Source organism: Pseudomonas sp. DL, assembly GCF_047199225.1.
GTDB classification, from domain to species: domain Bacteria; phylum Pseudomonadota; class Gammaproteobacteria; order Pseudomonadales; family Pseudomonadaceae; genus Pseudomonas; species Pseudomonas aeruginosa.
This window is the reverse complement of the sequence record NZ_CP178323.1, coordinates 4,544,765-4,567,546: the sequence shown is the minus strand read 5'-3', so window position 1 is coordinate 4,567,546 and position 22,782 is coordinate 4,544,765. Positions and strand designations below refer to the sequence as shown.

Here is a 22,782-nt window from a genome sequence, read left to right as displayed (position 1 = left end):
GCTCGCTCATTTCTGTTGTGAAGACGGCCCCTGGTGCCCGGCTTCCTGGCTCATCAGGTCGTCGTCACCGCGGGCGGCCTGCGGTTGTTGCCCATTCTTCACGGGATCGCGAGTTGCCTTGGCGTCTGACTCCGGCTTCTGTTCAGAGGGCTTGCGCTCGGAGTAGCGTTCCGCCTTGCTGGGGCTGGCAGGGGGCTGGCCGGACTGGTGCTCGGGGGGGCTGTTGGCGCCATTACCATTGCGCGGCGCTTGCTTGGTGTGCTTGTCCATGATGTTGCCTCGGATCGTGTCCCGCGCTCGGCGAAAGTGTCGAACGCTGGGACAGGCATTGTGGTGAGCCGCGGTCTTGCTGTCGGTGCGTTGCCGCACCCAGGCGCAACCCGGCGCTTCGACTCAGTAGGGGAGCGGCGCTAAGTGTGGCAGCGCACCGACCCGGCCACCTGAGACGGTGCAGGCTGGAAAAGCCAGGGGTCGGCAATCGTGCCGGTGCCGGTTTGCAGTGGAGTTCATCATGAATACCCCTACGGAGCCCTCGTCAGCCACGTCCGGACCCATTTGGGACGCACATCGTGCCGAAGGATCGACGGAGCCTGGCACCGACGATGCCCATACTCTGTTGCCGCCGTATCCTCCGGCTGCACTGCCGGTCTGGCTTGCCAGCGAATGGGCGTGGCTGGGCGAACGCGGACGGGCGGTCGCGTGTCTTTCTCGGCAGTGCTATGCCGGGACCCGTGCATGGGTCTTGAAGCTCCTGCCAAAACATTCCCGTTGAGCCGTCATTCAGAACAGGTGCCTGGCGCACCTGGAGTGGGCTTCGCGAGGACCTCGTCGAGGGTGGCAGATCTGCTTGGCCGACTCTGCTGGCGGCGCACCTCCCCGCCGTGGAACGACCGGGCCCCGGTACGCGAGGAACTGTTCGGCGTCGAACGCCTCGAGCAGCACGGAGAAAGCCTGGCCGCAGCCCAGCCGGTCACTGCGTGTCCTCCCATCGTCCGCCCCCTGCGCAGGCGTCTTGCTGACAACGCGGCGGCGCTGCTGACGGCATACCGGGCCAGCGCCAGCGAACTGGAGCGAGGACGCAGGGTGGTGCCCGCCGCTGAATGGCTGCTGGATAATTACCACGTGGTGGAAGAGCAGATCCGCGAGATCCGCGACGACCTGCCTCCCGGCTATTACCGGCAGTTGCCCAAGCTCGCGTCGGGCCCCTTTGCTGGCTACCCGAGGGTCTTCGGGTTGGCATGGGCTTTCGTCGCGCATACCGACAGCCATCTCGATCTTGAGTTGTTGCGGTGTTTCATCGCCGCCTACCAGCGTGTCCAACCGCTGAGCATCGGGGAACTATGGGCGGTGGCGATCACCTTGCGCATCGTCCTTGTCGAGAACCTGCGGCGCCTGGTGGACCAAATCGGCCAGGGAAGGGCCGAGCGGGCCGAAGCCGATGCCCTGGCAGATGCCCTTCTGACGCCCGGCTGCGCCGCCTCGGCACTGGCAACGGACATCGCCCGACGCTCGCCGGCAGCCTTATCGGAGATCTTCGCCGCCCAGTTGGCCAGGCGCCTGCGCGATCAGGACCCGAAGACAAATCCAGCGCTCAACTGGTTGGACGAGCGGCTCCAACAGCAAGGCAGTTCGGTGGAGCAGGCGGTGCAGCACGCGCAGCAGCGGCAGGGCGCCTCGAACGTCAGCGTGCGTAACGTCATTACCAGCATGCGCCTGATCTCTGCCATCGACTGGGCGAAACTGTTCGAAAGCGTGAGCCTGGTTGATGCCCGCTTGGATGCGGACGGCTCCTTCGGCAGGATGGACTTCCCCACCCGGAACCTCTATCGCAGCGCCATCGAGCAACTGGCCCGCAGCGCTCCGCTCAGCGAACTGGCTATCGCCGAACAGGCGCTGGCGAAGGCACGCTCCACCGCGGCGCCCGGCATACTGGGCGAACATTGGAGCGAGCCGGGCTACCACTTGATCGGCGGCGGACGTCGCGCGTTCGAAGCCCATATCGGCTTCCGGTCGCCGCCGTCATTGTGGCTCGGTCGTCTCGGCGGACGTCTGGGGATCCTCGGCTATGTCGGCGCAACGCTGCTGCTCAGCGGGCTTCTGCTCGGCGTGACCGTCTACGTCCTGCAGGTGCCGGGGCTGGGAGACGGTGGGTGGCAGTGGCTGGCGCTGGTAGGTGCCCTGTTCGTTCCGTTCAGCGAGGCCGCGGTGGCGTTGGTCAACCGTGCGGTAACCGGTGGAGTGAGAGCTGCCATCCTACCGGGACTGGAACTGGCCGATGGAATACCGGAGGAGCTTCGGACCCTGGTCGTGGTGCCGACCCTGCTGGGCGGCGAAGCGGAGCTGCTGGAGCAGATCGAGCAACTGGAGGTGCATTATCTAACCGGCACTCGCGGCGATCTCAGCTTCGCCCTCCTGGCCGATGGCATTGATGCGCGACAGTCCGTGCTCGAGCGCGACGTTCGGCTGCTGAAACTGGGCGCCGCAGCGATCGAACGGCTCAACCGGCGCCATGCTCCGGCCCCCGGCGGGCCGCGTTTCCTATTGCTGTACCGGCAGCGCCGGTTCAATCCGCAAGAACGGTGCTGGATAGGCTGGGAGCGCAAGCGTGGCAAGCTACATGAGCTGAACCGCCTCTTGCGGGGCGCGACCGACACCAGCTTCGCCAGCCTCGGCGAGTCAGGACCGACGGTGCCTTCCGGGGTGCGGTTCGTCATTACCCTGGATGCTGACACACGTCTGCCACGCGAGACGTTGCGGCGTCTGATCGGCAAGATGGCCCACCCTTTGAACCAGCCGCTGTTCGAGGCGGAGACTCAGCGCGTAGTTAGTGGCTACGCTATCCTCCAGCCCCGGGTTACGCCGGCACTGCCGCTTGGCCGAGAAGGCTCGCTTTATCAGCGGGTGTTCTCCGGGCCGGGTGGAATGGATCCATATGCAGCCGCGGTTTCGGATGTCTACCAGGACCTGTTCGGCGAAGGCTCTTACACCGGCAAGGGTATCTACGATGTAGATGCCTTTGAAGCCGCCATGGCCGGCCGCATCGGTGAAAACAGCGTTCTCAGTCATGATTTGTTCGAGGGCATATTCGCCCGTGCAGGACTGGCTTCCGATGTGGAGGTGGTTGAGGAAGCGCCGGCGCGCTTCGATGTTGTCGCTCAACGCTTGCATCGCTGGACACGCGGTGACTGGCAACTGCTGCCATGGATCATCGGTCATTGGCGCGGTGAATGGGCAGTGCCGTGGGTCGGCCGCAGCAAGATGCTCGACAACCTGCGCCGTTCGCTGCTTGCGCCTTCCGCCGCGCTCGCGCTGCTGTTTTCCTGGTTGCTGCCGATGCCTCAGGCGTTGTTCGGCAGCCTGCTACTGGTTGGGAGCCTGGCACTCCCGGCCTGTTTGCCGGTGTGCCTGGGACTGTGGCCACGGCGTCGCGGTATCGGCCTGCGTCATCACTTCAGCGCCTGGGCCGCCGAACTTCGGCGCGCTCTGTTACAGACGCTGCTGTCCCTGGCTTTTCTGGCCGATCAGGCTTGGCGCATGGGCGATGCGATCGTGCGGACGTTGCTGCGGATGTTCGTCACTCGTCGCCATCTGCTCGAGTGGACCACCTCCGCGCAGTCGGTGGGGAAACCGCGTCCCGGGTTGTCTATCAGCTATCTACAGATGGTTGGCGGTACCTCCCTGATACTTGGCGCGGCGGCACTGGTGCTGTATTTGCAGCCGTCCTCCCTGGCTCTGGGCGTACCCTTCATGCTGCTCTGGGCACTGGCGCCGGCCTTGGCGGTATACAGCAGTCGAGTGCCGCGGCCGTCGAAGCGCAAGGTCCTGGCGCCGGAGGAGGCAATGGGGCTGCGTTTGATCGCGCGACAGACTTGGCGATTCTTCGAAACCTTTGTCGGCGCCGAGGACAACCGGCTACCGCCGGACAATTTCCAGGACCAGCCAAGGCCCGTGGTGGCACACCGTACCTCGCCGACCAACATCGGCCTCTATCTGCTTTCCGCGGTCGCCGCTCGCGACTTCGGCTGGGCGGGCACGCAGGAAACCCTTGAGCGCCTGGAGGCGACCCTGGCGGCCATGCAGCGCCTATCGCGCCATCGGGGGCATTTCTTCAACTGGTACGCCACGCTCGACCTGCATGTGCTTGAGCCGGCCTATGTGTCCTCGGTCGACAGCGGCAACCTGGCCGGTCATCTGATCGCCTTGGCCAATGCATGCGAAGAGTGGCTCGACGAGCCGCTGTCGCCGGCTTGGCGCAACGGGTTGGGCGATACGCTGGCGCTGGTGCGGCAAGGGCTCGATGGGCTTCCCCGTGGCGCCGGACATTGGCGGCGACTACGTACGACCGTGGAAGAGATCCAGGCGCAGATCGATGGTCCGCAGTCCGCCGAGACGGGCTTGGCAGGATTGCGGCGGCTCGCGGAGAAAGCCGTGAGAGATGCCGTGGCATCGGCCCCCCGGGGAATGGACGTAGTTTCTGATGAGCTTCTGTTCTGGCTCGACGCACTGAGGAACTCCGTGGTCGAACACCAGCGTGACCGCCTGCTTTCCGCTGCGCCGTTGCTGGAGGCTCGCGTGCGGAGCGTGGCGAAGCAGGCCCGGGCCTTCGTCGCCGGGATGGATTTCGCGTTCCTCTTCAATACCGAGCGTGACCTGTTTTCTATCGGTTATTCCCTGGCCGACAACAGCCTGGACAGCAGTTGCTACGACCTGTTGGCCTCGGAGGCGCGCTTGGCCAGCCTGATAGCCATCGCCAAAGGCGATGTCCCTACCCGCCACTGGTTCCGCCTGGGTCGTACGGCGACACCGGTGGGGACGGCATCGGCGCTGATATCTTGGTCTGGCTCGATGTTCGAATATCTCATGCCATCGCTGGTCATGCGGGCGCCCGTCGGCAGCCTGCTGGAACAGAGCAATCACCTGGTGGTGGAGGTGCAGCAGGCCTACGGGCGGAAGAAAGGTGTTCCCTGGGGCATCTCGGAGTCGGCCTTCAACGCGCGGGACCTGGAGTTCACCTACCAGTACTCGAACTTCGGTGTGCCGGGGCTGGGGCTTAAGCGCGGTCTGGCCGAGAACCTGGTGGTGGCGCCGTATGCCACGGGGTTGGCGGCGATGATCAAGCCGCGTGCGGCGTTGTTTAACTACGCGCGCCTGGCCGAACTGGGTGCGCGCGGGCGCTACGGCTTCTACGAAGCGCTGGACTTCACGCCGTCGCGGCTGCCCGACGCGACGGCGGTGGCGCTCGTCCACAGCTATATGGCCCATCACCAGGGCATGAGCATCGTGGCGATCGCCAACGCCCTCGATGAGGGGCGGATGCGCACTCGCTTCCATCGCGAGCCGATGATCCGTGCGGTTGAGCTGCTGCTCCAGGAGCGCATTCCCTCCGATGTCTTCCTGGCCCATCCGCGCGCTGAGGAAGTGCGCGTCTCGTCATACGAAGCCGGAATCGAGGCCTCGACGCTTCGGCGCGTAGCATTGACGCCGGGCGAGTCACCAGTTACCCACCTGCTTTCCAACGGTCGCTATTCAGTAATGCTGTCCGCTTCGGGAGCTGGCTACAGTCGCTGGCGTGACATCGCCGTGACCCGGTGGCGAGAAGATCCGACGCGCGACGACTGGGGCTACTATGTCCTCCTGCGCGACGTTCATGACGGCCGCACGTGGGCGGCCACCACCCAGCCGAGCGGGCAGGTACCGGTCAGCGGAGAGATCCTCTTCGACGAAGACCGGGCGGAATTCAGCCGCCACGACGGTAGTCTGAGCAGCGTGCTAGAAGTCTTGGTCTCGGGCGAGGACGACGGCGAGGTGCGGCGCATTACCCTGGTCAACAACGGTCGTCGTTCACAGGAGATCGAACTGACTTCCTACGCCGAGTTGGTCCTCGCGCCGGCTGCCGCTGACGATGCCCATCCGGCGTTCTCCAAGCTCTTCGTGCAGACCGAATACGTCGCCGAGTACGCCGCCCTAGTGGCTACCCGGCGTTTGCGCTCCGGCACCGAGACGCCGGTTTGGGCCGCGCATTTCGCGGTGGTGGAGGGCGCCCTGACCGCACCTGTCGAATACGAGTCCGACCGTGCCCGCTTCCTTGGCCGCGGAAGGACCTTGCGCGATGTCTTGGCGGACCTGCGGCGGCCGTTATCCGGCAGCGCCGGCACGGTGCTCGACCCGGTTTTCTCTCTGCGCCGGCGATTGCGTATCGCGCCTGGGGAAATGGCGAGGGTGTCCTTCTGGATCGTGGTCGCTGAGACCCGCGAGGCGCTCTTCGACCTGATCGACAAACACCACGAGCGCAGCGGCTTCGACCGCGCCAGGACGCTGGCCTGGACCCAGGCGCAGGTACAATTGCGTGATCTCGATATCGCCGCCGGAGAGGCCGCCGATTTCCAGCGCCTGGCGGCGCCGCTGCTGTATGCCGACGCACGTTACCGTGCTCCGCCCGAGTCGATCCGGCACGGTTCAGGGCCTCAGTCCGGGCTCTGGCCCCTGGGGATATCCGGAGACCTGCCGATCCTGCTTCTGCGACTTGACGACAGCGACGACCTTGAACAATTGCGGCAGATCCTGAGGGCTCACCAATACTGGCGGACGAAAGGCCTGGAGGTGGACCTGGCAGTCGTCAATGAGCGCGCTTCGTCCTACATCCAGGATCTCCAGGTGGCGATCGAGACCGCCGTGCGCAGCAGCCCGTCGCGTACCCGTGAGGGCGAAGACGCGGCGCGGCGCGGTCAGGTGCACACCTTGCGCGCCGATCTCATGAGCCAGGAGGGCAGGGCGCTGTTGCTGGCGGTCGCACGCGTGGTACTGCTCGCCCGGCGAGGGCCGATCGCCAGTCAACTGGCCGCCCTGTGCTCCTCCAGGCCTATACCGACTCCGGCTGCGACTGCTGGTACGGCGCGACTGGTGGCCAGCGACGAGGGGGGGGCGGATAAGACGAGTCTGGGTGAGGCTCTCGAGTTCTTCAATGGGCTAGGTGGCTTCGGCAGTCGCGGCCAGGAGTACGTGATTCTTCTGGAAAAGGGTGAAAGCACACCAGCGCCATGGATCAATGTCATCGCCAATCCCCGGTTCGGCTTCCAGGTCTCGGCGGAGGGCAGTGGCTATACTTGGGCGGAGAACAGTCGCGAAAATCAACTGACGCCCTGGTCCAACGATCCGCTCGGCGATCCCTGCGTAGAAGCGTTCTACCTCCGCGACGAGGACAGCCGGGCGCTGTGGAGCGTCACTGCGCGGCCGATTCGCGACGATGGGCTCTACAGCGCACGCCACGGATTCGGCTACAGCCGTTTCGGCCATCGCTGCCAGGGCATCGACATGGATCTGGTGCAATTCGTCGCGCTGGCGGACCCGATCAAGATTTCCCGACTGGTGCTGCGCAACCTCTCCGGCAAGTCACGACGGCTGTCGTTCACCAGCTATGCGGAACCGGTACTCGGCAACGCCCGGGCGACATCGGCGGCCTTCATCGAGACCTGCCAGGATGTCGAAAGCGGTGCGCTGCTTGCGCGCAACCCCTGGAACGCAGCCTTTCCCGGGCGTGTCCTTTTCGCCGACCTGTGTGGCCGCCAAAGCAGCTGGAGCGGTGATCGTCGCGAATTCCTCGGGCCGCTCGGTGACCCCTCGGCGCCTGCGGCGCTGCTCGGCGAGCCGGGACTTTCCGGATGCACGAGGGCCGGGCTCGACCCGTGCATGGCGCAGCAGTGTTCGATCGAGCTGGCACCGGGGGAGGTGGTGGAAATCGTCGCATTATTCGGCCAGGCGGACTCCCTGGCTCATGCCCGTGATCTGGTCACGCGATACCGTCGGACTGATCCGGAAGAGACGCTGGCGGCTGTTGGTAGGCACTGGCGGACCTTGCTTGGAGCCGTTCAGGTGAGCAGTCCCGAGCGTTCGCTGGATATCCTGCTCAACGGCTGGCTGCTGTACCAGACCCTGGCCTGTCGCGTCTGGGCGCGCTCGGCGTTCTACCAAGCCAGCGGCGCCTATGGTTTCCGTGATCAACTGCAGGATGGCATGGCTCTGACCCTGGCCGCTCCGGCGCTGACCCGCGAACATCTTTTGCGCGCCGCCGGTCGGCAGTTCCGCGAGGGCGATGTGCAGCACTGGTGGCTGCCGCACTCGGGACAGGGGGTGAGGACGCGGATTTCCGACGACCGGGTCTGGCTGGCGTATGCTGCCTCGCTGTATCTCGAGGCGACGGCCGACATCGGGATTCTCGACGAAGTCCTGCCGTTCATCGAAGGGCCGCCGTTGCAAGAGGGCGAGCAGGACACCTTCTTCCAGCCGATGCCGTCGGAGCAGTCCGCGTCGCTATTCGAGCACTGTGCACGAGGCCTGGACCAGTGTCTGACGCTGACCGGTAAGTTGGGCTTGCCGCTGATTGGTTCCGGCGACTGGAACGACGGCATGAATCGCGTCGGTGCCGGCGGCACAGGAGAGAGCGTCTGGCTCGGCTGGTTGCTGCTGGAGACTCTCGCGCGCTTCGATGGCTATGCCCGTTCGCGTGACCCTGAGCGAGCCCGTCACTGGCGCGAACATGCCGGGCGGTTGCGTCTGGCCATGGAGCTCGAGGCCTGGGACGGCCACTGGTATCGCCGAGCGACCTTCGATGACGGAACCTGGCTGGGTTCGAAGGATGGTGAAGCCTGCCGCATCGATTCGATCGCACAGTCCTGGGCCGTCCTGGCGGGCGCCGACCCACTGCGGGCGGGAATGGCAATGACCGCACTGGAGAGGTACCTGCTACGTCCAGTCGATCGCTTGGCGCTGCTGTTTACGCCCCCTTTCGACGAGAGGGGCACGGATCCCGGCTATATCCGCGGCTACCCACCGGGCCTGCGGGAGAATGGCGGGCAATACAGCCACGCGGCCATGTGGGCGGTCCTGGCATTTGTCCGCCAGGGCAAAGGGGACAAGGCGGGGACATTGCTTTCCTTGCTCAATCCAATCAACCACGCGCTCACACCGGAACAGGTGGAACGCTATCGAGTGGAACCCTATGTGGTGGCCGCCGATATCTACTCCGAGGCGCCGCATGTCGGCCGTGGTGGCTGGACCTGGTATACCGGCTCTGCCGCCTGGATGTACCGCGCCGGACTCGAAGGTTTACTGGGAATTCGCCGGCAGGGTGCCTGGTTGCTGATTGATCCGTGCATTCCGGTGACATGGTCGGGCTTCGAGGTAAGCCTGGAGGTGGAGGGGGGGCACTACGAGATTCAGGTGGAGTCCGGAGAAGGGCGAAGCCACGGCGTGCGCGAGGCTTTCCTCGACGGCGTCGAAGTGGAGTGTATCGATGGCCAAGTGCGGGTGCCTCTCGATTGTCAGCGACACCGCTTGCGACTGAGCCTTTAGTGCAGTAACCGAAGAGGGTTAGGCTCCGGAAAATGCACATAGGCGACATGGTCTTATTGTAGTGGTCAACCCATCCCGGACAGTGGGTTGAGTTTTTCTTCGGCCACCGCAGGTGGTAACCCGTCGTTGAATTGATGCGGCCTGATCCAGTTGTAGCGGTGCATCAAGTAATGACTGATGTCCCGTTGGGCCTCCTGCGCCGTCAGGTAACCCGTTGACGGGACCCACTCCGACTTCAGACTGCGGAACAGGCGCTCCATCGGCGAGTTATCCCAGCAATTCCCTCGGCGACTCATGCTCTGCTGCATCCGATAGCGCCAGAGCCGTTGCCGAAACAGGCGGCTGGCGTACTGGCTGCCCTGGTCTGAATGGAACAGCACCTGCTGTGGCTTGCCGCGCTGTTCGTAGGCCATGTCCAGGGCCTTGATCACCAGTTCGGCATCCGGCTTGGCCGAGAACGCCCAGCCGATCACCCGCCGGGTATGCAGATCCAGCACCGCGGCCAGGTAGTGCCAACGGCCTTGCGCCCAGACGTAGGTGATGTCGCCACACCACACCTGATTGGGATGCTCGGTCGCGAATTCGCGGTTCAGCCGATTCGGGATATCCGGCCGCTCAACCGTGGCCTGTTTGTAGGCGTGCGAGCCCGGTTGCTTGCTGACCAGGCCCAGCTCACGCATCAACCTACGCACTCGGAAACGGCCGATGGTCACGCCCTCTTCGCGCAGCATGCCCAGAATGCTGCGGCTGCCGGCCGAGCCCCGACTCTGGCTGAACAACTGGTTGACCTGGCTGCGTAGCGCCACGCGGCGAGCATCGACACGCCGCCGTCGAAGACGGTGGACGTAGTAGCAAGACCGCGCCACATCGAAAGCTGAACAGACCACTTCCACCGACTCCTGCTCACTCAACTGGTCTATCAGCGCGTACGATCGAGTTCGTCCGACATCAAGAGAGCGGTAGCCTTTTTTAATATCGCTTTCTCCCGCTCCAACCGGTTGATCCGGGCTTCCAGCTCCTGGATCTTTTGCTGCTCAGGCGTCAACGCCTTGCTCTTCGGGGTCACACCCTGGCGCTCCGCCTCGAGCTGCTTCACCCAACGGCGCAAGGCCGAATCCACCACCCCCAGCGAACGGCAGGCGTCGATATGGCTGTAGCCTTGGTCCAACACCAGGGCCGCGGCCTCTCGTTTGAACTCGGCGGAAAACGTACGTCGTTGCTTGCTCATCAGGCACCTCTCTCACGGCAAGGATTTTCGCCTAAATCGGTGTCCGGGATCAGTAGACCACTACAGGCATTGCTTACAGCAGTGTTCAGCTAGCTGTCTCGGTGATTGATGTGTGCATCGAGCGTCTGATAGGGAGGTTTGTGATCGCCTGTTAACAGACAGGTGGCGTAACCTACCTCGGCATATTTGAGCTCTTCAGTACCGATTAAGGGGCGACAGCTGTAGGTTCTGATCTGTGCAACAGGCCGCTTTTGGCCGATAGCTGCTCTCAGCCAGCGGCAGCATGCACCTCATAGAGAAGGTCCGAAGACGCAGGAGGGGGCGGCCTCCTCTCGATTCGTCGGCGGTTCCCGCGATTCAGAAGTGGCGACTCAGAGCTGCAATTTTCCCTGCACTAAAGCGCGCAGGCGACGCCGAGCGTCTGTCGGGCTGTTGCCGAGATCGGTGAGAGGGACGCCGCGTAGCTCGCTCGCTATGTCCTGCGCCGCCTCTCCGGTCACTGCCAGCGGGCAGTCAATAGCCAGTTGCAGGCGCTCCAGGCGTTTGAACCCTTCGCCGGCCAGCGCGACATGGGCCAAAAGCACCAGGGCGGCTGGCTGCATCGCTTGGCAGAGCAATGGCAATTCCTCCAGTGGCGCGCCTGGTGAAAGGGGCCGGACCTGGACTCCATCGTTGCTGAGCATAAGTGCCATCGCCAGCAATTCGAACTCCCGGAGATTTCCTGTGGCGTCCGACAGCAAGACGTAGGCTTCGCTCGTGCGGCTCATCTGCAGGTGCATGAGGACACGGGAGCGCAGGAAGGCATCGAGAAATAGCCACTGGCTGCGGGAGCCAAAGGTATTGAGCGTCAGAAGGGAGCGCCACAGTGGCTGGAGGATGTCCTCTAGCAGGGTGAGGATCGGGTAGAGGCTGTAGGCCTGGCCGTAAAGACGATCGAGTGTATCTAGGTCGAACGCTGCACTGGCCCGCTCGAACGCTTCGCGCCATTGCAGCAGTTCGTCGTCGGCCTGCTCCGGTTCTGGGCGCCTGGATTTGGCGAGGAGTTCGCCGATCTTGCCGACCGCAATGCCCCGGCTGGACCAGAGCAGGATGTCCAGGATGATCTGCAGATCGCCTCGGGTATACATGCGGTGGCCTCCCTCGGTGCGTATCGGGTTCACCAGACCATAGCGTCGCTCCCAGGCGCGCAGGGTTACCGGATTGACGCCGGTGAGGCGCACGATCTCACGCATGGGCAGCAGGTCAGTGTCGATAATGTCGTTCATGGCGCGGCCAGGGGAGGCGAAGGTACGGGGATTGTAAACCAGCGCCTACGCCCATGAGCGCGCTGGGCATCGCGAAGCTAGCCGACTACCCTAGGCAGATGATTAAAAACCGGACGGGAACGCCGCGATGATCAACGCCAAGCTGCTGCAATTGATGGTCGAAGCCTCCAACGACGGTGTCGTGGTGGCTGAGCAGGAGGGTGATGACAGCATCCTTATCTACGCAAATCGCGCCTTTGAGCACCTGACCGGCTATGCCGTGGATGACATTCTCTACCGCGATTGCCGGTTTCTCCAGGGAGCTGAGCGGCAGCAACCAGGGCTGGCGGCTATCCGCGAAGCAATAAGCAGTGGCCAACCCTGCCGCGAGGTGCTGCGCAACTTCCGCAAGGATGGCACGCCGTTCTGGAACGAACTCTCCATCACGCCGGTACGCAACGAGGCGGATCACCTCACCTATTTCATCGGCATCCAGCGCGATGTCAGTACTGAGGTCGCGGCGCTGGAGCGGGTCAGGCAACTGGAGGCGGAAGTGGCCGAGCTCAAGCGTCAATTGGCTACCGCCGAGCAGGGAAGGAACAGTTTTGTACCAAAATAATTGTACAAAATCTCTTGATTTGTACAATTTTTGCCGTAGGCTTCGATCATGCCTGTACAGAAATTTTAATCTGTACAGAAATTATCGGAGCTTCCCATGTCTTCGTTCCTGCAGCCCTTCGCCGAACGTTTTGCCACGCTGGATGCCACGAGCCTTCATCGGTTGGATGAGCTGTATAGCCAGGATGTGCACTTCCAGGACCCGCTGCACCGGGTGGAAGGGCTAGCCGAGCTGCGCCGCTATTTCGAATCGATCTACCTCAATGTTCGCGAACTGCGCTACGACTTCCATGGTTTTGACGAAGTCGCGCAGGGCAGCGGATACCTGCGCTGGACCTTGAACTTTCGCCACGCGAGGCTGGCTGGCGGCGGACTGATCTCATTGGATGGCTGCAGCTTTCTGCGATGGAGCGAGCGGGTCGATTACCACCGGGATTATTTCGACGCTGGAGCGCTGCTTTACGAGCATCTGCCGGTAATGGGCGGCGTCATCGGCTGGCTCAAGCGGAGGCTGGCATGACCCGCGTCTGGCTGACCGGGGCCAGCAGCGGCATGGGCGCTGCCATGGCCGAACGGCTGCTCGCGGACGGTCACCACCTGGCGCTGACGGCGCGCCGGGCGGAATCGCTCGAGACCTTGGCGCAGCGCTATCCGGGGCAGGTGCTGATAGTCGCCGCGGATATCGCGGACGCGGACCAAGTCGCCGTGGCTGCCCGCTCCATTGGGCAGGCGTGGGGCGGTCTGGATCGTGTCATCTTCAATGCCGGAACCTGCGAATACCTGGAGCCTGGGCTCTTCAACGCCGCCCTGGTGCGGCGCGTTGTCACGACCAATCTCATCGGGACGGCGAATTGCATCGAGGCCGCGTTGCCCTTGCTGCGCCACTGCCAGCGCCCGCATCTGGTGATCATCGGCAGTGCGGTGACCTGGCTGGCCCTACCGCGTGCCGGTGCCTACGGTGCCTCCAAGGCGGGCTTGCGGTACTTGGTGGAGTCGTTGCGGATCGATCTGGCGGAGGAGGGTGTCGACCTCACCCTAGTCAGTCCTGGCTTCGTCGACACACCGCTGACACGGCGCAATGACTTTCCCATGCCGATGCTGTGGCCAGCCCGGCGCGCCGCCGAACATATCGTCGCGAGGCTGGATTCCCGCCCTTTAGAGATCGCCTTCCCGTTTGCCTTCGTTCTGGCGCTGAAGCTGCTGGGCCGGCTGCCGGCGCGCTGGCGCCTGGGCCTGGGGCGGCGCCTGGCGCGTCCGCCGGCGGAGGCCTGAGCCATGCGCATCGCGATCATTGGCAGCGGCATCTCCGGGCTGACCTGCGCCTACCTGCTGGCTCGTCAGCACGAGCTGACCGTCTTCGAGGCTGCCGACTGGATTGGCGGGCATACCCACACCGTCGACATCGATTGGCAGGGGCGGCGTTACGCCGTGGATACCGGTTTCATTGTCTACAACGACTGGACCTATCCGCGTTTCATCCAACTGATGGAACACCTGGGCGTCGCGTCGCGGCCCACGCAGATGAGCTTCTCAGTGCACGATCCGGCCAGCGGGCTGGAGTACAACGGCCATGACCTAAACACGCTGTTCGCCCAGCGGCGCAATCTGCTGTCTCCGGGCTTCTGGGGAATGCTGCGGGACATTCTCCGATTCAATCGCACGGCCCTCGAGGATCTGGCCGAACAACGCATTCCAGCGTCGTTGACGCTGGGCGACTATCTGCGAGCCGATGGCTATGGCGCCCGCTTCATCGATCATTACATCGTGCCCATGGGCGCCGCCATCTGGTCGATGTCGCCGGAGCGCATGCTGGATTTCCCGCTGCAGTTCTTCGTGCGCTTCTTCGCCAATCACGGTTTGCTTTCCGTCAGCGAGCGGCCTCAGTGGCGGGTGGTGGAAGGTGGGTCACGGAGTTACGTAGCCCCCTTGAGCGCGAGCTTTCGCCAGAGCATTCGGCTGTCTTGCCCGGTGCAACGGGTCAAGCGGGACGGGCAGGGGGTGGAGATTCTCAGTGCCGCCGGCTGCGAACGTTTCGACAAGGTGGTGTTCGCCTGTCACAGCGACCAGGTCCTGGGCCTGCTGGACTCCCCTACGCCGCAAGAGCGCGATGTGCTCGGCGCGCTGACATACGCCAGCAACGAGGTCGTCCTGCACACCGACACGCGTCTGCTGCCCAGACGACGTCTTGCCTGGGCGAGCTGGAACTACCGGCTCGGTGGGCCGACGCAGGCGCCGGCCGCGCTGACCTACGACATGAACATTCTGCAAGGCATCGAGGCGCCGGTGACCTTCTGTGTCAGTCTCAACCAGAGCGAGCAGATCGATCCGACCCAGGTGCTGGCGCGCTTCGACTATGCGCATCCCCAGTTCAGCCTGGCGGGCGTGGCGGCACAAGCGCGCCGCGCCGAGTTGCAGGGGCATCACCACAGCTACTTCTGCGGTGCCTACTGGGGCAACGGTTTCCACGAGGACGGCGTGGTCAGTGCACTGGAAGTGGCCGATCACTTCGGAGAGCAGCTGTGAACAGCTGCCTGTGCCGCGGTTGGGTCAGCCACCGGCGGGTCCTGCCGCGGTTGCACGCCTTTCGCTATCCGGTCGGCATGATCCTGCTGGACCTTGCAGAACAGCCGCAGCTACTGCAGCTCTCTCCGTTGCTGCGGGCTAACCGGTTCGCGCCGCTGAGCTGGGATGAACGCGATTATCTGCCGGCATGGACGAGCCAGGGGCTGCCGCTGGCGGAGGCGGTACGTTGTCTGTTGCGCGAGGCCCTGGGCGAAGCGCCCACGGGGCGAATCGAGTTGCTGACCCAACTGCGCAGTTGGGGGCTGTGGTTCAACCCGGTCAGCTTCTATTTCTGTCATGACGCCGATGGCCGTCTGGCCGCCATTCTTTGCGAGGTGCGCAACACGCCCTGGCGGGAGCGCTTTCACTACGTGTTTGCCGTTGCGTCTGGCGCACCGCAGGAGTTTGCGGTGGCGAAGGCGTTTCACGTATCCCCCTTCCTACCACGGCACATGCAATACCGCATGCGCTTCCTGATCGGGGAGTCGCGCGTGCACGTGCACATGGAGAACTGGCATGAGGAGCAATTGATGTTCCAGGCCAGCCTCGACCTGCAACGCCAGACGCTCGACGCCGCTGCGCTGCGCCGTCATCTGCTGGCTTTCCCCTGGATGAGCCTGCGCACCGTCACCGCCATCTACTGGCAGGCCCTGCGCCTGCTGCTCAAACGCATTCCCGTGCATGACCACCAGGCAAGCGTTGACTGCCTGAGTGTCGGGCACATCGTACAGAAGGAGTCCGACCATGACCGACCCCACCCTGAGCGCCGGTAAGGCCCTAATCACTGCCCCGCTGGCGGGAAGCCTGCTGCGGCAGGCAGTCATGGGGCGCCTGCGCCTGTTGCGCCAGGGCTGGTTGCAGGTGCGTCATGGGGAAACCGTGCTGGATTTCGGTGACCGGCTCAGTCCGTTGCGAGCGGTGATCGACGTGCGGAACGAGGCGTTGTGGGGCATGGTTGCCTGCAACGGTTCGATCGGTGCTGGCGAGGCCTACATCCAGGGCTACTGGAGCAGTCCGGACCTGGCGGCGGTGACCCGCTTGTTCGTCGCCAACCTGGACGCACTCGATGCGCTGGAGGGTGGACTGGCCAGGCTGGGGCGCCCGGCGCTCAGGCTGCTGCACTGGCTGAACCGCAACAGCCGGCGCGGTTCGCAGCGCAACATCATGGCCCATTACGACCTGGGCAATGACCTGTTCGAGCGCCTGCTCGACCCCACCCTGATGTACTCCTCGGCGATCTTCTCCAGCCCTGAGCAGGGCCTCGAACAGGCGCAACTGCAAAAACTCGATGTCATCTGCCGCAAGCTGGACCTGCGACCGGAGGACCACCTGCTGGAAATCGGCACCGGCTGGGGCAGCCTGGCGCTCCACGCCGCGACGCATTATGGCTGTCGGGTGACGACGACGACGCTCTCGCGGGAGCAGTATGCCTGTGTCGAGCGACGAATCCGTCATTACGGCCTGGAGGATCGCGTCACGCTGCTGCTGCAGGACTATCGCGACCTGCGCGGGCGCTTCGAAAAGCTGGTCTCCATCGAAATGATCGAGGCCGTCGGCCATCGCTACCTGCCCGAGTACTTTCGTTGCTGTGCGGCGCTGCTCAAGGATGACGGACTGATGCTGCTGCAGGCCATCACCATCCGCGACCAGCGCTACGAGCAGGCTCGTCGCTCGGTAGACTTCATCCAGCGCTACATCTTTCCCGGCGGTGCGCTGCCATCGATCACCGTACTGTTGCAGACCGCCACGAACCACACGCAGCTCAACCTCGTGCAGCTCGAAGACTTCGCCGCCGACTACGCCCGTACGTTGCGGCATTGGCGCGAGAACCTGCGCCAGTCGCGTGCCGAGTTGCTGGAACTGGGTTATGACGAGCACTTTCAGCGCCTGTGGGAGTTCTACCTGTGCTACTGCCAGGGCGGCTTCGAGGAGCGCGCCATCGGCGTGGCGCACCTGCTATGGGCGGGGCCGGCCGCGCGCAAGGCGGCCCTGGTGGATCATCTGGAAGCCTGATGTCTAGCCGCGGCTGGCTGATTGGCAATGCCCTGTGGCTGCAGCTGGGGTGGTGGGGGTGCGTGCTGGGGGCGCAACATGTCGCCTTGCTTGCGGCGGTGGCGGCCGGGCTGATTGCGCATCTCTGGCTGTGTCGGCAAAGGGCAGGGGAGTGCCTGGCAATCCTCACGGTTGGCGTGGCGGGTTGTGTGCTGGATGTGCTGTTGGGTGTGCTCGGCCTGTTCGATTTTCATGGCGAAATCCTACCGGTATGGCTGGCGTTGCTCTGGTTGGTGTTCGCCAGCGGTCTGCGGCACTGTCTTGCATGGGCCGCGAGCCCCGCGTGGTGGGGAGGCCTGTTGGGCGCGGCGGGTGGGCCGTTGGCCTACTGGGGCGGCGCATCGCTGGCCGGTGTCGGTTTGCCCTGGGGCAATGGCGCCTCAGCCGTGGTATTGGCGCTGGTCTGGGCCGTCTGGCTACCCCTGATGCTGAAGCTGGCGCTTCGCTGGTGAGCGCCGGCAGCGCTCGGAGCAATAGCGAACGTCATTCCAGCATCTTGCCCAGCGTCGCCGCCAGGTGAAGGGGTGGCCGCAGACAGCACAGGTCTTTTCCGGCAGATGGGCTTTCTTCATAGCGGCAACTCCGCGTCCAGACGTCTCAGCAGCGCTTCGCCGCGTTGCCAGAGGGCGAGGCAGCGCTCATCGCCCATGCGCTGCAGGTTACGGTAGGGCATGGCCAGGCGAGGGTTGTGCCCGAGACGGTCGCGGTGCCGCATGAGGAAATGCCAGTAGAGCGCGTTGAACGGGCAAGCGTCGTCTTCCGTGGCTTTGTCCACTCGGTAGCGGCAGGCGCCACAGTGATCGGACATCCGCTGGATGTAGCGGCCGCTTGCGCAGTAGGGTTTCGACCCGAGGTAGCCCCCGTCGGCGTGCATCACCATGCCCAGCGTGTTGGGCAACTCGACCCAATCGAAGGCGTCCAGGTAGACCGCCAGGTACCAGTCGCAGATGGCCGCCGGCGCGATGCCAGCCAGCAGGGCGAAATTGCCGGTGACCATCAGCCGCTGGATGTGGTGCGCGTAACCCAGCTCCAGGGTCTGGCCGATCGCCTGGGCCATGCAGCGCATGTCCGTTTGGCCGGTCCAGTAGAATGCGGGCAACGGCCGGCGATTCCCGAAACCGTTGAGCTCCGCGTAATCCGGCATGCGCAGCCAGTAGATGCCGCGGACGTATTCGCGCCAGCCGATCAGTTGGCGGATGAATCCCTCCGCCGCGTTGAGCGGGGCCTGCCCTTGGCGATAGGCCTCTTCGACGTCCGCCGCCAGTTGGCGAACGTCGAGCAATCCGATGTTCAGCGCAGCGCTGATGCGCGCATGGAAGAGATAAGGCTCACCCTCGGCCATGGCGTCCTGATAGTCGCCGAACGCCGGCAGAGCGAACTCCAGGAAGTGCCGCCAGAGTTCCCGGGCTTGCTCGTGAGTCACCGGATAGTCGAAGCTGTCGAGGCGACCGTAATGGTTGCTGAAATATTCGGCCACCAGCGTCATCACTTCGCGGGTGATGGAGTCCTGGCCGAAGCGTGCCGCGAACGGCCCTGCCGTTCCTCGGGGCAAGGGCTTGCGGTTGTCGGCGTCAAGGTTCCAGTGCCCGCCGACAGGTTGGCCACTGGGCTCCATCAGCAGGCCGGTGCGCCGGCGCATCACGCGGTAGAAATGCTCCATGCGCAGCGTCTGGCGATTGCCCGCCCAGTGGACGAACTCGGCTCGGGAGCAGAGAAAGCGGCGATCTTCATGCCAGGCCAGCGGTATCCCGCACTGGCGCAGCGCCTGCTCCAGTCGCCACTCGCCGCATTCGGTGAAATGCACGGCCGGTTCACCCAGGGTGGCATGCCAGCGAAGCACCTCGCCGGCAATGCTGCCGCTGTTGTCGGCATCGTCCAGCCTGGTGTAGATCACTCGCCAGCCGCGTTCCCGCAACGCCTGGGCGAAGTGGCGCATGGCGCTGAAGATGAGCACGATCTTCTGCGGATGGTGGGGCACGTAGCGCGCCTCTTCATTCACCTCCGCCATGAGTATCGTGTCCTGGGCCGGATCCAGTGCATCGAACAGCGACAGATCGAAGCTGAGCTGGTCGCCCAGTAGCAGCCCCAGCCGCCGTGCCTTGTGCGTCACGACGATGGCCTCAGGGCGATCGGGATGCGCAGAGGCTGCACGTTTGTTTCACGGGCGGCGCCCATCTCGTCGTGGACGCAGTGCTGGATCAGTTCACAGGGGAGCGGTCCAAGCTCGGCCAGCAAGGTGCGGACCTGGGTGGTGGAGCGCAGGTGCTGTACCTGTCCGCTTTCGTCGCAGAGTCGTTTCAGGCCGTTGGCCTGGCGCACCTGGACGATGTAAAAGCCGCCTTCCAGGGAGACGACGTCGAGGCCTTCGACCCGACCGGCCGCCGCGGCCTCATGGAGTTCCTGCAACGTCATTTGATGCTCCCCGGTGCGCCAGCCTGGCGGCGGAAGAACAGCGTCACCTGGCCAAGCTCGAAGCCCAGCTTGCTCATGCTCGAGCGATTGATCAGGGTGTCTTCGTCCATGAGGTACATCCAGTCGTCGAAGCTCACTTCCCAGGTCCGGCCATCCACCTCCAGGTTCAGACGATAGCGCCAGCGCAGGGCATTGCCGGCGATTTCCCCGGACGCCTCGCCGACGACATCGGCGGCGCGCCCAAGCCAGCGCCCGTGCCCCTCTGGCGTCAAGGTCCAGACCCGCTGCTGGCGGGTGCCATCGCTATACAGGAAGCGCTCGTCGAGGATTAGCCGCTCGCCCTCGCGGCGGCTGGTGATGTCCACCTTGAAACGCTTGACCACTTCGCCGGACGGCTTCTGGAAAATGCCCCAGGCCTGCACTGGGCCGGAGAAGAATGCCGGCAGGTCCAGCGAGGGACGCTGCGCGGTATATCTCTCGACCCCGACGTTGCCGCAACTGCCCAGCAGGAGACAGCACGAGAGGAGAAGTAAGCGGAAGTTCAGGTTCATGATTCGTCCACTCCGTTCAGGCCCAGCAACTCCCGGCGCAGTTCGGGATTGCGTGTACGCCGGTCCAGCCAGATCGAAAAGAACGCCCGGGCGAATCCGCTATCCGCCACCGCGTGCCGAAACGCTCCATCGACGTAGAACCGGCAGCCTTGTTCAGGCAGGTAGACACCGGTGATCCTTTGTCCGGCGCGCACATCGACGAAGGCCTTGCGCATTTCGGCGGCCCAGCGTGTCAGTAAGCGCTCGTCGTTGGCACCCAGACGCTGCATTTCGTTAACACTGCTTTGCACCAGCGTTTCCAGCGACAGGTCTCGCCGATAGACCAGTTCCAGCGCGAAGGGGTGTTCCCATCCGGCCGGCTTGGCCGCGCTCCATAGGCTCGCGTGGTAGATCGGAACACCGTACCAGGTGAACTGCCCTTGCCCGATCTGCACGGCATCCGGCAGATCCCGCTGCCATTCCGCACATCCAGGCGCGCTCCAGATGCCACACCACAGCGCCATGCTCAGGCCGATTGCACGCAGGAGAAATGACTGACGCATGGGGGCATCTCGTCGTTTGTTTTGCTAATAATTGTACATAAATTTTCAAATGTACAGATTTTGGCGAGGGATGATTCTTCGCAGGCTACTGAGCCACCCTGCGTGGGGCTTGGCATTGGGGACATTCGGCTGCGGGGCTCATCTGGATCGCTGCATTTGAGGCGAACCGGTATCAGAAGGCGAAATCGAACTTGGTTTTTTGCTTGAGTGGTGTTAGCAGTGCCCTGACAACGCCTGCTTTTCTAGCTTGGTCCGAGGCGCTCGCCTCTGGCTGGTAGCAGCCCTTTGCGAGTGGCTACTAGAAGGTCTTTAGCGGTGTGTTACGAGTATCCGCGACCCACCAGAACATTCACTGGGTCAGTCGACCGCAATACGTTTTCGCTCTTATGAAAGGGCGAATCGTGGTGCAATGGCTGCAGTGGTAATTGCAGATGCCAAGCCTCGCCACAAACAGCAGCCTGAACTGCACAGATTTCCAACAGCAGCCCCCTGGCCCACTGACGGAATATCCTAGGCTGCCCGTCGAGACCACGCCCCACAGACTGTAGGCAACTGCTAGTTCAGGCAGGGAGTTGAGCGCGCTTACGCCGAGCCTCGGTTGACCTGGGTCAGCTCTCCCCAGCGCTTCGCCGATAGAGTTTCAAGGCATTGCGGCTTGATGGGAGTGGCCATCGATGGAAGCGAAAGGACACTGCGCAAGTGGCTTCGAGGAGGTCCGCCAGGTGTTCGAGGCGATCTTCGACAATCCAGCCGAGCGCGGCGCCGGTCTGTGCGTACAGGTCGAAGGGGGGACGGTCGTCGATCTGTGGGCGGGTGTCGCCGACCTCCATGGGCAGGTTCCCTGGCAGCGCGATACCTTGGTTAACGCCTATTGCGTGATCAAGCCAGTTACCGCCGTGGCCGCGCTCATGCTGGTAGAGGAGGGCCGGCTGGGGCTGGACGTGCCAGTGTGCGCCTACTGGCCGGCGTTCGCGCAGAACGGCAAGGAGCGAATTACTCTGCGTCAGGTTCTCTGCCATACCAGCGGCCTGCCCGCGTTGCGTCCTCCAGATCGAACCCCAATAATGTATGACTGGGAGGCGATGGTGGAGGCGGTGGCCGCCGAGCCCGCATGGTGGGCTCCGGGGATGGAATTGGGGTACGGCGCGACGACTTACGGGTGGATCCTCGGTGAGCTGATCAGGCGGGTCGACGGTAGGGATTCGCAGGCCTTCATCCAGGAGCGGATCACCCGATCGCTGGGGCTGGAAGTGCATGCGGGCGTGGCGGCGGAGGATTTCCAGCGGATCGCTCACTTCGAGTACGCCGCGGGTCGCCAGGGTGAACACTACGCCCGGGAGCTGCGCGAAATCATTGTCAATCGACCTGGGGATGTCGCTACCCTAGCGTTCACCAATCCAAGCATGTCTTCGAAGAATACCAGCGACCCCCGCTGGTGGGCCTACCACCAACCTGGTGCCTGCAGCCATGCTACTGCCCATGGCCTTGCGGGCTTCTACAGCGCTCTGCTGGGTGGACGCCTCATCGGCACCGAACTGCTGCGCGACTTTCACCAGGAGCAAAGCTGTGGCATCGACCGGACGTTGTGCCGGCCGATGCGCTACGGTTTGGGCTGCATGTTGGAAAACGCTGCCGATCCGGTGGCCTCGTACTGTATGGGGCAGAAGGCGTTCGGCCATGTCGGTCTCGGCGGTCCGGTCGCCTTTGCCGACCCGGAACGTAACCTGAGCTTCGCCTTCGTTACCACCACCATGGGCGGCCATGTACTGATGGATCCACGTCCCAGGGCATTGGCGGAGCGCTGCTATGCTGCGCTGTGAAATAGATAAATGTATGGAAGAGTGGTGGTCGTCAGCGCCGGGTGTGGTTGGCGTTGTAGAAGGGCTCAGTTATGGGGAGGATTGGCCCGCCAAAACACCTCCTTCTCCTGAGTAGCTGAGAGGGGTGAGGCTTGGCTCTCTGTTCCAATCGACATCGCACCTTCAGATCGGAATTGTGAAGTTTGCAAATGGCAGTAAACGGCCGATTGCCACCGCTCTATCAAGCTAGCGCATTGTAATGAGAGAACCTGTTGCTAGGCGTGAACCGGTGGCCCTTTCTTGCCGTTCGCCGGTGCGAACGTAGCCATTTCTGCCTTCCGGCAGGCCCTTTCGGGTAGGGCTTTTACCCTTGTGAACCATTCCCTTCACCTTTCAAGCCATTTCCCCTTTGGGCCATTTGCTCCT

Annotated in this window: 17 protein-coding genes; 9 read left to right on the top strand and 8 right to left on the bottom strand. The window is 63.7% G+C overall.

The features are described 5' to 3' along the window. Positions 1-6: 6 nt before the first annotated feature. Positions 7-270 carry a hypothetical protein gene (locus ACI766_RS21255; RefSeq protein ID WP_003125104.1) on the bottom strand — a complete coding sequence of 88 codons (264 nt, stop codon included), beginning with the start codon at positions 268-270 and terminating at the stop codon, positions 7-9. 564 nt (positions 271-834) lie between these two features. On the opposite strand from ACI766_RS21255, the gene ACI766_RS21250 reads away from it, so the two are divergent. Further along, positions 835-9,348, top strand: coding sequence for a GH36-type glycosyl hydrolase domain-containing protein (locus ACI766_RS21250; RefSeq protein WP_034070288.1), 8,514 nt, complete (start codon positions 835-837; stop codon positions 9,346-9,348). 65 nt (positions 9,349-9,413) lie between these two features. Here the strand turns inward: ACI766_RS21250 and ACI766_RS21245 are convergent. Both ACI766_RS21245 and ACI766_RS21240 read right to left on the bottom strand, forming a co-directional pair. Further along, a protein-coding gene (locus tag ACI766_RS21245) for an IS3-like element IS222 family transposase (protein WP_086937300.1) occupies positions 9,414-10,576 on the bottom strand; the annotation gives its coding sequence in 2 pieces (ribosomal slippage) (positions 9,414-10,321 and positions 10,321-10,576; 1,164 coding nt in all). A gap of 371 nt (positions 10,577-10,947) precedes the next feature. Next, the gene (locus ACI766_RS21240) at positions 10,948-11,841 is read right to left on the bottom strand and encodes a MerR family transcriptional regulator (RefSeq protein WP_150020360.1); all 894 of its coding nucleotides are present in this window, start codon (positions 11,839-11,841) and stop codon (positions 10,948-10,950) included. Between the two features lie 127 nt (positions 11,842-11,968). Between ACI766_RS21240 and ACI766_RS21235 the strand changes: the two genes are divergently transcribed. The 7 genes from ACI766_RS21235 to ACI766_RS21205 all read left to right on the top strand — a co-directional run bounded on the left by ACI766_RS21235 (position 11,969) and on the right by ACI766_RS21205 (position 17,504). Next, positions 11,969-12,439: a PAS domain-containing protein gene (locus ACI766_RS21235; RefSeq protein WP_033972303.1), complete on the top strand. Its 471-nt coding sequence runs from the start codon at positions 11,969-11,971 to the stop codon at positions 12,437-12,439. 96 nt (positions 12,440-12,535) lie between these two features. Then, positions 12,536-12,958, top strand: a complete 423-nt coding sequence (locus tag ACI766_RS21230) for a nuclear transport factor 2 family protein (protein WP_033972300.1) — start codon at positions 12,536-12,538, stop codon at positions 12,956-12,958. Continuing rightward, positions 12,955-13,710, top strand: coding sequence for an SDR family NAD(P)-dependent oxidoreductase (locus tag ACI766_RS21225; protein ID WP_003123384.1), 756 nt, complete (start codon positions 12,955-12,957; stop codon positions 13,708-13,710). The genes ACI766_RS21230 and ACI766_RS21225 overlap by 4 nt, the downstream gene beginning before the upstream one ends. Positions 13,711-13,713: 3 nt before the next feature. Next, positions 13,714-14,961, top strand: a complete 1,248-nt coding sequence (locus ACI766_RS21220) for an NAD(P)/FAD-dependent oxidoreductase (protein WP_033972298.1) — start codon at positions 13,714-13,716, stop codon at positions 14,959-14,961. Next, complete coding sequence (locus ACI766_RS21215; protein WP_015503642.1) at positions 14,958-15,773, top strand: DUF1365 domain-containing protein; 816 nt, start codon at positions 14,958-14,960, stop codon at positions 15,771-15,773. Before ACI766_RS21220 ends, ACI766_RS21215 begins: the two co-directional genes overlap by 4 nt. Continuing rightward, the gene (locus ACI766_RS21210) at positions 15,745-17,013 is read left to right on the top strand and encodes an SAM-dependent methyltransferase (RefSeq protein WP_015503641.1); all 1,269 of its coding nucleotides are present in this window, start codon (positions 15,745-15,747) and stop codon (positions 17,011-17,013) included. The genes ACI766_RS21215 and ACI766_RS21210 overlap by 29 nt, the downstream gene beginning before the upstream one ends. Beyond that, positions 17,013-17,504, top strand: a complete 492-nt coding sequence (locus tag ACI766_RS21205) for a DUF2878 domain-containing protein (RefSeq protein ID WP_023111836.1) — start codon at positions 17,013-17,015, stop codon at positions 17,502-17,504. The genes ACI766_RS21210 and ACI766_RS21205 overlap by 1 nt, the downstream gene beginning before the upstream one ends. Here the strand turns inward: ACI766_RS21205 and ACI766_RS21200 are convergent. From ACI766_RS21200 to ACI766_RS21180, 5 genes are read right to left on the bottom strand one after another with little or no spacing between them, the layout of a single operon-like run. Then, the gene (locus tag ACI766_RS21200) at positions 17,469-17,624 is read right to left on the bottom strand and encodes a DUF2256 domain-containing protein (protein ID WP_015503639.1); all 156 of its coding nucleotides are present in this window, start codon (positions 17,622-17,624) and stop codon (positions 17,469-17,471) included. The genes ACI766_RS21205 and ACI766_RS21200 overlap by 36 nt on opposite strands. Then, the gene (locus ACI766_RS21195) at positions 17,621-19,162 is read right to left on the bottom strand and encodes a cryptochrome/photolyase family protein (RefSeq protein ID WP_042931136.1); all 1,542 of its coding nucleotides are present in this window, start codon (positions 19,160-19,162) and stop codon (positions 17,621-17,623) included. Before ACI766_RS21195 ends, ACI766_RS21200 begins: the two co-directional genes overlap by 4 nt. Beyond that, positions 19,159-19,464 carry a DUF6482 family protein gene (locus ACI766_RS21190; protein ID WP_033972295.1) on the bottom strand — a complete coding sequence of 102 codons (306 nt, stop codon included), beginning with the start codon at positions 19,462-19,464 and terminating at the stop codon, positions 19,159-19,161. The genes ACI766_RS21195 and ACI766_RS21190 overlap by 4 nt, the downstream gene beginning before the upstream one ends. After that, on the bottom strand, positions 19,461-20,015 hold the full coding sequence (locus ACI766_RS21185) for a DUF3833 domain-containing protein (RefSeq protein WP_015503637.1): 555 nt from the start codon (positions 20,013-20,015) through the stop codon (positions 19,461-19,463). Before ACI766_RS21185 ends, ACI766_RS21190 begins: the two co-directional genes overlap by 4 nt. Next, a complete protein-coding gene (locus ACI766_RS21180) occupies positions 20,012-20,518 on the bottom strand; it encodes a chalcone isomerase family protein (protein WP_003123377.1) in 507 nt (168 codons plus the stop codon). Before ACI766_RS21180 ends, ACI766_RS21185 begins: the two co-directional genes overlap by 4 nt. Before the next feature lie 713 nt (positions 20,519-21,231). On the opposite strand from ACI766_RS21180, the gene ACI766_RS21175 reads away from it, so the two are divergent. After that, complete coding sequence (locus ACI766_RS21175; protein ID WP_033972292.1) at positions 21,232-22,377, top strand: EstA family serine hydrolase; 1,146 nt, start codon at positions 21,232-21,234, stop codon at positions 22,375-22,377. Positions 22,378-22,782 lie beyond the last annotated feature (405 nt).